This is a genomic window from Mesorhizobium sp. M7A.F.Ca.US.011.01.1.1 (assembly GCF_003998295.1).
In the GTDB taxonomy this organism is placed as follows: Bacteria; Pseudomonadota; Alphaproteobacteria; order Rhizobiales; family Rhizobiaceae; genus Mesorhizobium.
This window is the reverse complement of record NZ_RZRT01000027.1, coordinates 1-14,113: the sequence shown is the minus strand read 5'-3', so window position 1 is coordinate 14,113 and position 14,113 is coordinate 1. Positions and strand designations below refer to the sequence as shown.

Here is a 14,113-nt window from a genome sequence, read left to right as displayed (position 1 = left end):
CAAAGAGATGGCACGCATCGACGTCAACCATGTCCGACATTCCTACCTGCCGAACCCGCAGAAGGACGCCGATTTCGCGCTCAAGGAAGTGCATCACACCTTCGAGGACGGCGGCGCCTATGCGCTGCTTGGGCCCTCGGGCTGCGGCAAGACCACGCTGCTCAACATCATTTCGGGCCTGCTTCATCCCTCGCACGGCCAGCTGCTGTTCAACGGCAGGGACGTGACCAATCTGTCGACGCAGGAGCGCAACATCGCGCAGGTGTTCCAGTTCCCGGTCATTTACGACACCATGACCGTCTACGACAATCTGGCCTTCCCGCTGCGCAACCGCGGCGTGCCGGAAGCCGATGTCGACCGCAAGGTTCGCGAGACGTTGGAGATGATCGATCTGGCGTCCTGGGCGAAGAAGAAGGCGAGGGGCCTGACCGCCGACCAGAAGCAGAAGATCTCGCTCGGCCGCGGGCTGGTGCGCTCCGACGTCAACGCCATCCTGTTCGACGAGCCGCTGACCGTCATCGATCCACACATGAAGTGGGTGCTGCGCTCGCAGCTGAAGCAGTTGCACCGCCGCTTTGGCTACACCATGGTCTATGTGACCCACGACCAGACCGAGGCGCTGACCTTCGCCGAGCAGGTCGTGGTTATGTATGATGGCGGCATCGTGCAGATCGGCACACCAGCCGAACTGTTCGAACGGCCACGCCATACCTTTGTCGGTTATTTTATCGGCTCGCCGGGCATGAACGTCATGCCGGTGGCAATCGACGGCAAGACCGCGACGCTCGGCTCGCAGCGCATCGAACTGCCGGGCGCACCCAAGTCAGCCAGCGGCGCCGTCGAGCTCGGCATCCGTCCCGAATATGTCCGGCTCGGCCGCGAAGGCATGGCCGTGCAGGTCAGCAAGGTCGAGGATCTCGGCCGCCACAAGGTGGTGCGCGCCAAGCTCGAAGGCCGCGATATTTCTGCCGTGATCGGTGAGGACGAGACCCTGCCCGCCGATCCGAAGGTGCGGTTCGACCCGGCCGGCATCAACATCTATGCCGATTCCTGGCGTGTCGAGATGGAGGCCTAGATGGAGAAGACCTGGAACAACAAGGCCTGGTTCATGGTGCTGCCGGTCCTCCTGCTGGTGGCGTTCTCGGCGGTGATCCCGCTGATGACGGTGGTCAACTATTCGGTGCAGGACACGTTCGGAAACAACGTCTTCTTCTGGAACGGCTCGGACTGGTACACCGAAATCCTGGAGTCGGAACGCTTCTGGCTGTCGATGGTCCGCAACCTGATCTTTTCCGCAACCATCCTCGCCATCGAGATTCCGCTCGGCATCTTCATCGCTCTCAACATGCCCAAGAAAGGCTGGGGCGTGCCGGTCTGCCTGGTGCTGATGGCTCTGCCGCTGCTGATCCCGTGGAACGTCGTCGGCACGATTTGGCAGGTATTCGGCCGCATCGACATTGGCCTGCTCGGCTACACGCTGTCGGCGCTCGGCTTCGACTACAACTACGTCAACGATCCGACTGATGCCTGGGTGACGGTCATCCTGATGGACGTATGGCACTGGACAAGCCTCGTCGTTCTGCTCTGCTACGCCGGACTGGTCTCGATCCCCGATGCTTTCTACCAGGCGGCCAAGATCGATGGTGCATCACGCTGGGCAGTGTTCCGCTACATCCAGCTGCCGAAGATGAACCGCGTGCTTCTGATTGCAGTGCTGCTGCGCTTCATGGACTCGTTCATGATCTACACCGAGCCGTTCGTGGTCACGGGCGGAGGCCCTGGCAATTCGACGACGTTCCTGTCGATAGACCTGGTCAAGATTGCGATCGGTCAGTTCGATCTCGGGCCGGCGGCCGCCATGTCGATCATCTACTTCCTGATCATCCTTTTGCTGTCTTGGGTGTTCTACACCGTCATGACCAATGTCGATGCGGAGCGCTGAGATGAGCGGCGCCAACGAAGGAACGACGAGGCAGGACCGAGTGCGTGAGACGGCGGTTTCGGACGGGCTCGCCAGCACATTGTCGCAGGACCAGCTTGCGCGGCTGATGCGCCGGCGCGGCGAAGAATCCCGGTTCTGGTGGTTGGTGCCGACGATCTACATCATCTTTCTGATGCTGCCGATCTACTGGCTGGTCAATATGAGCTTCAAGACCAATCAGGAGATCCTGGGCGCGTTTTCGCTGTGGCCGAAGAGCCCGACCCTGGCCAACTACATCGTGATCTTCACCGACCCGTCCTGGTACAAGGGCTACATCAATTCGATCATCTATGTCGTCATGAACATGGTGATCTCGGTTTCGGTGGCGCTGCCGGCGGCCTACGCTTTCTCGCGCTACCGGTTCCTCGGCGACAAGCACCTCTTCTTCTGGCTGTTGACCAACCGCATGGCGCCGCCGGCAGTGTTCGCGCTGCCGTTCTTCCAGCTCTATTCGGCATTCGGGCTGATCGACACGCATATCGCGGTGGCGCTGGCGCACTGCCTGTTCAACGTGCCGCTGGCGGTCTGGATCCTCGAGGGTTTCATGTCCGGCGTGCCGAAGGAGATCGACGAGACCGCCTATATCGATGGCTATTCCTTCCCGCGCTTCTTCCTGAAAATCTTCATGCCGCTGATCGCAAGCGGCGTCGGCGTGGCCTGCTTCTTCTGCTTCATGTTCTCATGGGTCGAACTGCTGATCGCGCGGACCTTGACCACGACCGCCGCCAAGCCGATCGCGGCGATCATGACGCGTACGGTCTCGGCCTCCGGGCTCGACTGGGGCGTGCTGGCCGCCGCCGGCGTGCTCACCATCCTTCCAGGCGCGCTCGTGATCTGGTTCGTCCGCAACTACATCGCCAAGGGCTTTGCCCTGGGGAGGGTATGACCATGAACCTCACCTGGATGGCATGGACGCTGCCAACGGCGATCTTTTTCATCACGATCCTGGTACTGCTCTGTGGCATGGCGGTCTGGGAATACGCTTCGCCTGGCGGCAATCCCCGGGTCGGCCTCCTGCGCTTCGAGACGACGCGCGGCGACCGCCTCTTTGTTTCGCTGCTCGGCAGCGCCTTTATCCATCTCGCTTGGCTGGGTCTTGTCGGACCCAACCTGTGGTGGGCTCTCGCTCTCTCCGTAGTCTACGCCGTCGGCGTGTTCCGCTACGTATAGAGGGGGAAACTGTTGGAGCGACCGCGTGCCGGCGGCCGCCCCAGATCGCACTTGAAACTGAAAAGTGGAGGAAACGAAATGCGAAGGCAATTTTTAACATCAACGACTGCGCTTGTCCTGCTCTGGGGAGCAGGCCAGGCCTACGCCGGAATGGATGAAGCCAAGACCTTCCTCGATACCGAAATCAAGGACTTGTCGACGCTCGATCGCGGCGCCCAGGAAGCCGAGATGCAATGGTTCATCGATGCGGCGAAGCCTTTCGCCGGGATGGACATCAAGGTGGTCTCCGAGACCATCGATACGCATAGCTATGAGTCCAAGGTTTTGGCGCCCGCCTTCACCGCGATCACCGGCATCAAGATCACTCACGACCTGATCGGCGAGGGCGATGTCGTCGAGAAGCTGCAGACGCAGATGCAGTCGGGCGAAAACATTTACGACGCCTACGTCAACGACTCCGACCTGATCGGCACCCACTGGCGGTACCAGCAGGCGCGCAGCCTGACCAAGTGGATGGCGAATGAGGGCAAGGATGTCACCAATCCCAACCTCGACCTCGCCGACTTCATCGGCACCAAGTTCACGACCGCTCCGGACGGCGACCTCTACCAGCTGCCCGACCAGCAGTTCGCGAATCTCTACTGGTTCCGCTACGACTGGTTCAACGACGAGAAGAACAAGGCCGATTTCAAGGCCAAGTACGGCTACGACCTCGGCGTTCCGGTCAACTGGTCGGCCTATGAGGACATCGCCGAGTTCTTCACCGGCCGCGAAATCGACGGCAAGAAGGTCTATGGCCACATGGACTACGGCAAGAAGGACCCCTCGCTCGGCTGGCGGTTCACCGATGCCTGGCTGTCCATGGCCGGCAATGGCGACAAGGGCCTGCCGAACGGTCTTCCGGTCGACGAATGGGGCATCAAGGTCAACGAGAAGTCGCAGCCTGTCGGCTCGTGCGTCGCGCGCGGCGGCGACACCAATGGCCCGGCTTCCGTGTATTCGATCCAGAAGTACCTGGATTGGCTGAAGGCCTATGCGCCGCCGGAAGCCCAAGGCATGACGTTCGGCGAATCCGGCCCCGTCCCGTCGCAGGGCACGGTCGCGCAGCAGATGTTCACTTACACCGCCTTCACCGCCTCCTTCGTCAAGGAAGGGCTGCCGGTCGTGAACGCGGACGGCACCCCGAAATGGCGCTTTGCTCCCTCGCCGCATGGCGTCTACTGGAAGGACGGCATGAAGCTCGGCTACCAGGACGTGGGTTCATGGACGCTTCTCAAGTCCACGCCTGACGATCGCGCCAAGGCCGCCTGGCTCTATGCGCAGTTCGTCGTATCGAAGACGGTCGACGTGAAGAAGAGCCATGTCGGCCTGACGCTGATCCGCGAGTCGACGATCCAGGACAAGAGCTTCACGGAACGCGCTCCGAAGCTCGGCGGCCTGATCGAGTTCTACCGCTCGCCGGCCCGTGTTCAGTGGTCGCCGACCGGAACGAACGTTCCGGACTATCCGAAGCTGGCACAGCTCTGGTGGCAGGCGATCGGCGATGCGTCGTCGGGTGCCAAGACGGCACAGGAGGCGATGGACTCGCTTTGCTCTGAGCAGGAAAAGGTCATGGAACGCCTGGAAAAGGCCGGCATCCAGGGCGATATCGGCCCGAAGATGGCCGAAGAGCATGACCTCGCCTACTGGAACGCCGACGCGGTCAAGAAGGGCAATCTCGCTCCTCAGTTGAAGATCGAGAACGAGAAGGAAAAGCCGGTCACCATCAATTACGACGAGTTGGTGAAGAGCTGGCAAAAGTAAGACTGTTCTAAGCGGGCGTCTGCGCCCGTGTGACATTGGGGGAGGCGGCATCTTGCCGTCTCCCCTGTTTGTGTAAAGACAAAGCGGGGAGGCATAATGACCGGATATATCCTTGCCATCGACCAGGGCACGACTTCGACCCGGGCGATACTGTTCGACGGCGAGATGAAGGTCGCCGGCAGCGGGCAAAAGGAATTCGCCCAGCACTATCCGGCTTCCGGCTGGGTCGAGCACGATCCCGAGGATATCTGGGCGAGTGTGGTGTCGACCGTGAAGGCGGCGCTGAAGAAGGCCGGCCGGAATGCTTCCGACGTGGCCGCGATCGGCATCACCAATCAGCGCGAAACCGTGGTCATCTGGGACAGAGCGACCGGCAAGCCGATCCACAATGCCATTGTCTGGCAGGACCGGCGCACCGCGCCGCTGTGCCAGAAACTCAAGAAGCAAGGGTTGGAGAAGACATTCACCAAGAAAACCGGGCTGCTGCTCGATCCCTATTTTTCCGGCACCAAGATCGCCTGGATGCTGGACAAGGTGAAGGGCGCCAGAAAACGCGCCGAGAAAGGCGAACTGCTCGCCGGCACCATCGACAGTTTCCTGATCTGGCGGCTGACCGGCGGCAAGGTTCACGCCACGGACGCCACCAACGCCTCGCGCACGCTGGTCTACAACATCGCTGAGAATGCCTGGGACGACGAGCTGCTGTCGATCCTCAACATCCCGGCAAAAATGCTTCCCCAAGTGAAAGACTGCGCCGATGATTATGGAATCACGGAGAAAAATCTCTTTGGTGCCGAGATTAAAATCCTCGGTGTCGCCGGCGACCAGCATGCGGCGACCATCGGCCAGGCCTGCTTTGAGCCGGGCATGATGAAATCGACCTACGGCACTGGCTGCTTTGCGCTGCTCAACACCGGCAGCGATCTGGTGCGTTCGAAGAACCGGCTCTTGACCACCATCGCCTACCGGCTGAACGGCAAGACGACCTATGCACTGGAAGGCTCGATCTTCATTGCAGGGGCCGCGGTGCAGTGGCTGCGCGACGGCATCAAGGTGATCGGCAAGGCCGAGCAGAGCGGCAAATTGGCGGCCGAGGCTGATCCGACGCAAAATGTCTATCTGGTGCCGGCCTTTGTCGGGCTGGGCGCGCCGCATTGGGATGCCGAAGCACGCGGCGCCATCTTTGGGCTGACCCGCAATTCCGGCCCGGCGGAGTTTGCCCGCGCCGCCCTGGAAGCCGTGGCCTACCAGACACGCGACCTGCTCGACGCCATGCGCAAGGACTGGAAGGGCGCCTCAGCCAAGACCGTGCTTCGGGTCGACGGCGGGATGGTAGCGTCCGACTGGACCATGCAGCGTCTGGCCGACATCCTCGATGCGCCGGTCGACCGCCCGACCATTCTCGAGACGACCGCGCTCGGTGCAGCCTGGCTGGCCGGCTCAAAAGCTGGCGTTTGGCCGGATGCCAAGAAGTTTGCGAAGAGTTGGGCCCTCGAACGGCGCTTCAAGCCGGCCATGGATGGCTCCGCGCGCGCAGTCAAGCTTGCTGGCTGGCGCGATGCTGTGCGCAGGACGCTCAGCGTGTCATAAACAGCCATCAGTGGCGGGTGATGGGGCGCGAGGAATGCAGCCAGACTGGTATCCTGCTTGGCGCGACGAGGCTATCGAACAGCTGAAGGCCAAGAATGCACGCTTGAAAAAAGATCTCCACCTCGGTAGCTGGTTGCGCTATGACTATGACCTGACGGCCGGAACGCTTCTGTTCTCGCAAGACGGGGTCGCCAAGGTCGTCACCGAAATCCAGATTGTCGGCTCAACGAGCACGGAGGCCGGAAACTGGCTGTGGGCTTGGGCAAATTCCAGCCTGCCCAGCGAGCTCCTCAGCGATGCAAAGCTAGTCCGATCCTTCGGAGAGCAGAATGGCATCGACGAACTGGCCCAAGCCTATGCGACGGATGCGGACATGCGCTGGAAGTGGTTGGTTGGGAACTCAGTGCGGTGATGGCCCGTATCTGCAATGGGTTGGGTATCTATCGTTGTCCCAGCAGAGAGGACGGCGGTGGCTTTTATCTGATGCTCAAGAGCATCAACTGGGCAAGCTGACGGCAACTGTTCGTCTTCCGGCCAAAGGATCAAAAGCCCGCGCCGTTGCCGGCGCGAGCTCCACTAACGCATCTCAGCTACTTAAACGGGCCTTGATCAGTAAGGCGAACGGCACTCCTTGCGAGGGCCGTAATTCGGCTGGAACGTGTTGTCCGAAGCACGGTAGCTGCGATAGCGGTCGTAGCACCATTGGACGTGGGCGTTGCCTCCGTAGACGCGGTTGTTTTCGTTGTTGATGATTGCGCCGGTAATCAGCGCGCCAGTAGCGAAGGCGGCAAGCGGGAACCAATAATCGCCGTGACGACGGTAGCCGGGGCGATATTCGCGATAGCCGCGATGGCCGTTCCAATATGCGCCGCGATTGCGGGAAAAATTGCGGTCACGCGAAAAACTGCGGTCACGCGAAAAATTGCGATTGTGGCGGTCCTTACGCCACTCCCGGTACTGGACTGTCTGCACATCCGGCACCGCGACCTGGGATTGCGGCACATAGTTCGGTTGGGCATTAACGGACACCGCCTCCGCCGCAACGAATGTGACGGAGAGAGTGGCCGCCAGCAGGCTCGTTGTGATTCTGTTCATTGGTCTTCTCCTCGATAGTTTGGCGGACGTCCCTGTGCCGGGAAAACGAGCGGCGCATACAATTGTTCCCCAGACTGGATGCCGCTGTCGGGCAGAAATGCCAGTGTTCCCTTGGCTGTTCTCCCACCGATGGCGCGGCTGGCAAGTGTCGCGACAGGGCGAAGCCGCCCGTGTTTGCGAGCCCTCTTTTTCCGGTTGACCGGTCGAGGCACTCTCCCTATGTTCCGCGCAATTTCGAGGGCCGCCTTTCGCCCGCGGGAGCGCGTAGCTCAGCCGGTAGAGCAACTGACTTTTAATCAGTAGGTCATGGGTTCGAATCCCATCGCGCTCACCAAACAAAATCAAGCACTTAGAAGATGTTTTAAGTGTTTGCCGGGACAGGGCAGGGAGCTTCGGCTAACGCACGGCTAACAAAAAGCCCGCTGCCAGGGAACAGCAGCGGGCGCTAGTTCGGGAGGAAATGAAACCGCGTCGCGGTCAAGGGGCGTCCCCTTTGCCCGTGGCTACGTTACGCCTCGCCTATCTAGATAATAAGCGCGCGCCAGTTGAAGCTGGCATATTCCAGGTTGCGTGACTTTTCTGTCACAAGAAAGCCCGCCTGAGAGGCGGCCCTCCTGTCCGGTGCCAATTGCGGCGCCAATCCTTTCCTGCAACTATCGGCATAAGGATGGAGGGACCATGAGGCTGATCAGATCGTTAGTGAATAGGGCTTGGCAATGGCTGCTGCTGCAACTCGAAAAGGCCGGCAGGGGCTAAGCAAAAAGCCCGCCACCGTGAGGCAGCGGGCCATACTTCCCACCGTGCGAATATTTATCAGTCGGGCGATCGAATAGACATCTGGCGCCCTGGCTGTTTTGTGATCGGATGCGCCGCGAGAAACGCCTCGTCGGCCGCTATCAGCGCGGCGATTTCTGCTGCCTTGATCGGAAGGCACTGATCCTTAGCCGCAGCCTGTTTCCACTGGACGGCAGCGCGATCGGGAGCGGGAGCGCGGATTTGCTCGGCAATCGCCTGCCGCCTTCTTTCAACACAGTGCTGGCGCCGGTGTTCGAACTCGGCGGCGGCGGCGGCATCCTCCAGAACTGACTGCGCGTGAAGGCTCTTGGCGAAAAGATAGTCCTGTTCCGCCTTGGCGAGGCCGGTGACAGCTCCGGCTTTTCGCCAGTTCCCAGCGCGCGCTCTACGCATGAGGTGGTTGTGATGCGTGTCTACCAGGGCTGCATCCGGCAACGGGTCCAGGCATTGCTGCATGAAAGCCGATAACGCCTTTCGGTTGATGGTCGCACTCATAGCGACACCTGCGACTGGTCGGTTTCCCAAGTGACCGGTTCGCCATCGCATTGATCCGGCTCAGCGTCGTGGCCGTCCTCGTCGTCGCAGTTGTCTTGCTCCAGATCATCGAGGCAGCCTAGGGACGGTTCGTCGTCTGCGGTTTCCTCCAGGTCGCAATCTACTTCCATCAGGTCGAGCGCGGTGATCAACGACATTGCGCGTTCTAGGAGGTCGTTCAGACGCTTCTCGACCGACTGGCGCCATTGGCGTGGGTCCATGCCCCTCGGCATCCCAAGGGGCTTCAGGGCCGACAGTTGCGCGCTCATGACTTTGCCCTCGCCAGCCATAGACGTTTGGCTTCTGCATTGTCGCCGGGAGCTTCGGCCCACTCGTCCATGGCCTCAAACAGATCCCCGGAAAGGCGCCTGATGCGATCGTCGATGGTTTCCGCCGCCGCAGTTGCCCCTGCACCGCCTGCGGCAATGCGCCGGATGTCAGCCGCGATTGACGCAAAGGCCTCATTGTCAGGAAAGTCATCGAGGCCGAGACTGTCGGACGCTCGGAGCTTGACCGCCATTCCTTCCAATGTGTGGGCCGGGATTGCGAAAATGCGATGGCCGATCACCCACATGGCTTTCGAACATTCCAGATCGTCGTCTTCCTTGGCGGTGACGGTGGCCACTCCTGCGGCCATTGCTTCCAAGCGCTCCAGATCCCTGCCGATCTGGTCGGACTGAGCCTGGAGGGCCCCCATCTCGGCGTCGAGCCGCAAGAGTTCGGCGTCGGGATGGATGTCAACAATTGCTGGCGCCGCCACCACACTCCCTACGAGCGGAAGCGAGGCCAAGACGCCAAACATGGCGCGGCGGGAAAATCTCCCGATGGTCGGCATTACCTCGGCAGCGGGCATAGCTTCGCCGGCCGCCGGAACATGGGTGTTCGGCATTATGGTTGCTCCAGTTGCTTTAGTTACGGTTGTATGTAAAACATACGCTTGTACGCAAAGTCAACGGGAATAGTTACAACTGTATGCAAAATGCTCCATTGACGCCCGAAGCAAACCGAGCGGCCCGCGCCATTCTGCGATGGTCAGTGCGCGACCTTGCCGAGAAGGCAGGTATCGCCTTCACCACCGTACATAGGTACGAGCAGACTGGCATCGCGACAGAGACCACCAAGGCGAAGATTGTCGCTGCCTATACGGCGCATAATGTCGACATAACCAATGGCGAAGGTACCGGCGCAAGGCTAAGGAAGGCCAAATGACCATTTTCTATCACTTCACGTCAGCCGATGCTCTATTCGGCATCGGGCTTCATGGTCTTACGGTCGGCGATGTACCCACCGACATCCGCAAAGGTCGTGGTGTCATAGGCATCTGGCTCACCACGTCAGAAGCGTCGCAAGGTCACGGTCTAGATCGGAGTGGTCGGCACAAGCGCCGATATAGGTTAGCTGTTGACCTTCCCCCGGATGCCGAGAACCTTCATTCATGGCAGGCGTGGTCTGCTCGCCATGCAACAGCCGAGACGGTTGTGGGGTTGCATGGCACTGCCGATGCTTGGCCAACGTGGTGGATCTTTTTGGGGGTGATAAAGCCGAGCCAGATTGTTGGATGCTTCGATACAGAAGTCGGAGTTCCGGTTTCCGACTGGCAAGAAATTCTAACTGAGCAGAGCAAGGCTGCAGTCGTGCCGCCGTGGCGCCGCACTGCTTGGCAAAAGAAAATGCTGAAGCAGGTCACCAAAGCCTTGCAGAAACGCTGACATCGCCAAGCGCTCCCCTAAAGGGAGCCGGCTTGCGTTTGAAATTAGTCTGGCTCGGTCGGATAAATCTGGTGGGTCGGGTCAAACCACAGAATCTCGAATTTGTTGACTATGCGATGGCCCCAAAGCCGACGTTTGTTCCCAAGACGGAATCGAAAAATAACGTCTGCATAGCGTTCGATTTCAACCATTCGTGATTGGGCTTCGTCACAAATCTCCGTCGTGTCCATGTTGTGATGCATCTTATGGCCGGAGTCCGAGGATGGGCGGTCAATCTCCCCCCAGGTCAACTTTTCCCATTCCGTAAGCTTTGGAAGGATAAGGCCTTCCCAATCGCTAGCAGACCAATCCCGAGCGACGCCCCATGACCACGAATGTTCGCGATCCGGTTTCTCGCATGCCCAAGTCATTTGCAGAGAGAACACCGATCCTGGGTCGGCGCCTGTGCGAACCTGCTTTTCATCAACAACATCGGCGCCTAATCGAATACCACCAATCGGGAGTCTCTCCCGAAGGCGGACAGATTTTTCCTGCTCTTTGAGTTTAGCCGCTAAGTCTCGCGCTATACGCGCTTCACGCTTCGACATTTTGAGAAAGCGTAGAATAATACTCTGAAATACGGTCAAGAGTAATTTCGGTATTCCGACCCCGCGCGTAAGCTTCAGCCCATGGGGCTTCCATGTGCGTCAGGTCACTAAGCCATTGAGCGTCCTTGTCGCCATAAAAGTCCAGTACGAGGGCGACTGTGTCTTGCTGGACGCCTTGGACATTATTGCTGTTGCCGCCGGGCACGCCGCCAACTTTGAAATGGCCGCGCGTTGCTTCCCATAGAGCTCTGACTACCGGACCATTATCCCACGCTTCGATTGGCTCGGGGAACAGCTGCGCATCGTCCCAAACAATAGACCAAGCTTGGCTGTAATAAACCAGCTTTTGCATTTTCATGACCGTCATCGGGCCACGGTGTTCCAAGATATATTGCGCTACGTCGATTGCCGATGGCATCGCCCGTTTCCTCCGATATACAGAATTCTATCTGATTTGGTTCACATGGGGAACCGTTAGATGGCAGCAATGGTTACCCAATGTGCTTTTTATATGGCCCGCGCTTGCCTGGCTCCGGACTGTCAGGGCACGGGCCGCTCGGGCCACTCTCCTTAACTGCGATCACCGGTCCTGTCCCGTTCCATCGAATGAACGGCGCATCCTTGCCGGTGATGTCCTTGATCGCCTTCAACAGCGCCTCATGCGTGTTTTGCAGCGCCCTGTAATGCTCGCTCATAGGCGATAGAAGCGGCTTGACGATGCTCTTGTGCAGCGCTTCCGCTGCCGCCACGAAGCAGTCGATTTCAGCCTGTGAGAGATGTTTGGACGGTTTAGTCCTGGCCATTGGCGATCTCCGTTTGTTTGAAGGGTCGCCGCAACGGGAGGATTATATTCCTCTCCCCGGCGAACCGGCAAGACCGTCTTTAGGACTCTTCCCTGAAATTCTGCACCGACGCATGGCGCAGCTTGCGCTCACCACGTAGCGTCCTGACGCTCGCCTTGATGGGCTTGACCCATTCGACGTCCGAAGTAACTACCGCACTCGGCAGGCCCTCCGGCGGGCCACTGCGGGCCTGCTGCACACGTTTCCATAGCCGGTCCTTGATTGCGTTGGTCGTGGCGATCACAGCCTTGCCAACATACTTCCCGTCCCGTGCAAACAGCCCCTCGGTCCACTTGCCGGCCTGTCGCTTCACGCCAATCAGATCAAACTCGGAGATGTCCCAGCATTTGATTTTCAGCCAGGCCTCGTTCTTGGCGCCGCTGCGGTAGGAGCTTTCCCGTCGCTTCGAGACTATGCCTTCGAGGCCCATTTTCTCGGCTGCATTGAAGAACTCGGCACCGCCGCCCTCGACATGCTGACTGTACTGAATGATGCCTTGTGCCGGCTTGATCAGGTCCCACAGGATCGCCTTGCGCTCAATCAATGGCCGCTGGCGCAGATCCTCACCGTCCTTGTGCAGGATGTCGAAGGCGACGAAGGCAAGCAACTCGGCGTTCCAGACCATCCGGGAATGCATGGCATGGAAGTTCGGCCGGCCGTCCGGGTCGGGCGCAATCATCTCGCCGTCGAGGATGAAGGATTTCGCCTTGAGCTTCTCGGCAGCGGCGACAATCGGCCAGTAACGCTTGGACCAATCGATACCTGTGCGGGTGAAGGCCCGAGCACCAGCCCAGTCGAGAATGACCTGGGTGCGAAAGCCGTCATACTTGATCTCGTGGATCCAGTCGTCGCTGACCGGCGGCGTCTCGACCAGGATCGGTTCCTGCGGCTTGATGAACTTCAGCCGGTCTGCGGCGTTACGCATGCAATCGATGCTCCACCCGCCATTACAAGGCGCGCCGGGCTGATTTGGTTGCATTTTAGCAAAATTGAATGTGAGAAAAATTGATGAAGATCGAAGCCGACGAATGCCGCGCAGCGCTGACACTGATCCGGCGCACAATCGAGGAACACTGCCCGCCCGGCGTGCTGCCGAGCGAAGAGATGGTCAACGGGCTCTATGGTCCGGAACTGACCCATGAGGCGCAAGCGATCGCTGCGGCAATCGTCGCAACTATCGACCAGATGCAATTGCGCGTGATGATGAAACCGCCTTCGCCCAGTATCAGATCGTAGGCCTCACTATTTCCTTCATATCTATTTCTTGCGTAAGCTGTGCGATGGCAAAGGAAGAGTTCCAGGCAAACTGGCGTGGGGCACGCAAATATCAATTTGACGAGGAAACCCGTCGGAAGCAGGCCGCGCTCGATCGTAGGTTCCCCGATCCCGATCCTTTGCCGCAGCCAATCGAGCCAGTACCGATCATCGAAGCAGCGGCGCACTTACCAAAGCCGCAACCGAGACCGCGCGGTCTCTCCATCGCAGTAATGCTTCTACTATTCGCGACCCTCGCCTCGATCGCGGGCGATGCCACAATTGTTGCGCAGACAACGAACACCTCCTCCCACCCAACAGGCCGCGAGACTAGCCGTCGCCTAGGTATTCCATCACGACGCCGAAATCTGGCGTGCCGTGGACATAATGCCATTTGATCCGCCAGAGACCAGTTTCTTCAAGCCATTCGAGTGCATGGACCAAGCTGTGCCCGGCGCCAAATTTCGTTGTGACCAAGTCGTTGACTGTTTTGATTCCGCCCGCGCGGAACGCCGTCACAAATTCATCGTCGGCCATTGGACAATCCCTCCGCATGTTGGAACGGATGATGCTAGGCTATTTCGCAGGGGATTCACATTCGATCGATTCCGATCTAGAATCTCGGGATGGACGCGATCTTCGATGACATCGCCAGCGCCCTCAGAGAGCCCCGCCAGGACGTGTGGCGTCCTGTCCGCGCCTTTGCCCTGGATGTTGCCGCCAAGCTGTTCCTAGGCCTCGCTGTTGGCCTAG

At 59.5% G+C, this 14,113-nt stretch carries 19 protein-coding genes and 1 tRNA gene; 11 read left to right on the top strand and 9 right to left on the bottom strand.

Features of this window, described 5'->3' with window-relative positions; genetic code table 11:
* The first annotated feature begins 7 nt into the window (after positions 1–7).
* From EOA13_RS22175 to EOA13_RS22145, 7 genes are all read left to right on the top strand, one after another.
* On the top strand, positions 8–1,075 hold the full coding sequence (locus EOA13_RS22175; RefSeq protein ID WP_127295869.1) for an ABC transporter ATP-binding protein: 1,068 nt from the start codon (positions 8–10) through the stop codon (positions 1,073–1,075).
* Positions 1,076–1,942: a sugar ABC transporter permease gene (locus EOA13_RS22170; RefSeq protein ID WP_023812975.1), complete on the top strand. Its 867-nt coding sequence runs from the start codon at positions 1,076–1,078 to the stop codon at positions 1,940–1,942.
* A 1-nt stretch (position 1,943) separates the two neighbouring features.
* Positions 1,944–2,867 carry a carbohydrate ABC transporter permease gene (locus EOA13_RS22165; RefSeq protein WP_027036701.1) on the top strand — a complete coding sequence of 308 codons (924 nt, stop codon included), beginning with the start codon at positions 1,944–1,946 and terminating at the stop codon, positions 2,865–2,867.
* A 2-nt stretch (positions 2,868–2,869) separates the two neighbouring features.
* Positions 2,870–3,151 carry a DUF2160 domain-containing protein gene (locus EOA13_RS22160; RefSeq protein ID WP_023812973.1) on the top strand — a complete coding sequence of 94 codons (282 nt, stop codon included), beginning with the start codon at positions 2,870–2,872 and terminating at the stop codon, positions 3,149–3,151.
* 78 nt (positions 3,152–3,229) lie between these two features.
* Positions 3,230–4,954, top strand: coding sequence for an ABC transporter substrate-binding protein (locus EOA13_RS22155; RefSeq protein ID WP_127295867.1), 1,725 nt, complete (start codon positions 3,230–3,232; stop codon positions 4,952–4,954).
* A 96-nt stretch (positions 4,955–5,050) separates the two neighbouring features.
* Positions 5,051–6,544, top strand: coding sequence for a glycerol kinase GlpK (gene glpK / locus EOA13_RS22150; protein WP_127295865.1), 1,494 nt, complete (start codon positions 5,051–5,053; stop codon positions 6,542–6,544).
* A 34-nt stretch (positions 6,545–6,578) separates the two neighbouring features.
* Complete coding sequence (locus EOA13_RS22145) at positions 6,579–6,956, top strand: DUF6882 domain-containing protein (RefSeq protein WP_245490449.1); 378 nt, start codon at positions 6,579–6,581, stop codon at positions 6,954–6,956.
* Positions 6,957–7,153: 197 nt separating this feature from the next.
* On the opposite strand, the gene EOA13_RS22140 is transcribed toward EOA13_RS22145, so the two are convergent.
* Entirely contained in the window at positions 7,154–7,639 is a 486-nt protein-coding gene (locus tag EOA13_RS22140; protein ID WP_023812969.1) for a BA14K family protein, read from the bottom strand.
* A gap of 258 nt (positions 7,640–7,897) precedes the next feature.
* On the opposite strand from EOA13_RS22140, the gene EOA13_RS22135 reads away from it, so the two are divergent.
* A tRNA-Lys gene (locus EOA13_RS22135) sits at positions 7,898–7,973 on the top strand.
* 479 nt (positions 7,974–8,452) lie between these two features.
* Here EOA13_RS22135 and EOA13_RS22130 read toward each other — a convergent pair.
* The 3 genes from EOA13_RS22130 to EOA13_RS22120 are packed head-to-tail and all read right to left on the bottom strand — an operon-like array spanning position 8,453 to position 9,821.
* Positions 8,453–8,929 (bottom strand): hypothetical protein, encoded by a 477-nt coding sequence (locus EOA13_RS22130; protein WP_127295863.1) that lies wholly within the window; start codon positions 8,927–8,929, stop codon positions 8,453–8,455.
* Complete coding sequence (locus EOA13_RS22125) at positions 8,926–9,237, bottom strand: hypothetical protein (RefSeq protein ID WP_127295861.1); 312 nt, start codon at positions 9,235–9,237, stop codon at positions 8,926–8,928. Before EOA13_RS22125 ends, EOA13_RS22130 begins: the two co-directional genes overlap by 4 nt.
* Entirely contained in the window at positions 9,234–9,821 is a 588-nt protein-coding gene (locus EOA13_RS22120) for a hypothetical protein (RefSeq protein WP_127295859.1), read from the bottom strand. Before EOA13_RS22120 ends, EOA13_RS22125 begins: the two co-directional genes overlap by 4 nt.
* Before the next feature lie 182 nt (positions 9,822–10,003).
* On the opposite strand from EOA13_RS22120, the gene EOA13_RS22115 reads away from it, so the two are divergent.
* Both EOA13_RS22115 and EOA13_RS22110 read left to right on the top strand, forming a co-directional pair.
* Positions 10,004–10,177 carry a hypothetical protein gene (locus EOA13_RS22115; RefSeq protein ID WP_164780249.1) on the top strand — a complete coding sequence of 58 codons (174 nt, stop codon included), beginning with the start codon at positions 10,004–10,006 and terminating at the stop codon, positions 10,175–10,177.
* The gene (locus EOA13_RS22110) at positions 10,174–10,677 is read left to right on the top strand and encodes a hypothetical protein (RefSeq protein WP_127295844.1); all 504 of its coding nucleotides are present in this window, start codon (positions 10,174–10,176) and stop codon (positions 10,675–10,677) included. The genes EOA13_RS22115 and EOA13_RS22110 overlap by 4 nt, the downstream gene beginning before the upstream one ends.
* A gap of 44 nt (positions 10,678–10,721) precedes the next feature.
* On the opposite strand, the gene EOA13_RS22105 is transcribed toward EOA13_RS22110, so the two are convergent.
* The 4 genes from EOA13_RS22105 to EOA13_RS22090 form a co-directional block, all read right to left on the bottom strand.
* Positions 10,722–11,264 (bottom strand): hypothetical protein, encoded by a 543-nt coding sequence (locus EOA13_RS22105; RefSeq protein WP_164780247.1) that lies wholly within the window; start codon positions 11,262–11,264, stop codon positions 10,722–10,724.
* Positions 11,251–11,682, bottom strand: a complete 432-nt coding sequence (locus EOA13_RS22100) for a type II toxin-antitoxin system antitoxin SocA domain-containing protein (protein WP_127295840.1) — start codon at positions 11,680–11,682, stop codon at positions 11,251–11,253. Before EOA13_RS22100 ends, EOA13_RS22105 begins: the two co-directional genes overlap by 14 nt.
* 73 nt (positions 11,683–11,755) lie before the next feature.
* Entirely contained in the window at positions 11,756–12,067 is a 312-nt protein-coding gene (locus tag EOA13_RS22095) for a hypothetical protein (protein WP_348629761.1), read from the bottom strand.
* A 79-nt stretch (positions 12,068–12,146) separates the two neighbouring features.
* Positions 12,147–13,085 (bottom strand): RNA ligase family protein, encoded by a 939-nt coding sequence (locus tag EOA13_RS22090; protein ID WP_245490448.1) that lies wholly within the window; start codon positions 13,083–13,085, stop codon positions 12,147–12,149.
* Positions 13,086–13,114: 29 nt separating this feature from the next.
* Between EOA13_RS22090 and EOA13_RS22085 the strand changes: the two genes are divergently transcribed.
* Positions 13,115–13,342, top strand: coding sequence for a hypothetical protein (locus EOA13_RS22085; RefSeq protein WP_127295835.1), 228 nt, complete (start codon positions 13,115–13,117; stop codon positions 13,340–13,342).
* 348 nt (positions 13,343–13,690) lie between these two features.
* Here EOA13_RS22085 and EOA13_RS22080 read toward each other — a convergent pair whose 3' ends face one another.
* Positions 13,691–13,897 carry a hypothetical protein gene (locus tag EOA13_RS22080; protein WP_127295833.1) on the bottom strand — a complete coding sequence of 69 codons (207 nt, stop codon included), beginning with the start codon at positions 13,895–13,897 and terminating at the stop codon, positions 13,691–13,693.
* Between the last annotated feature and the right edge of the window lie 216 nt (positions 13,898–14,113).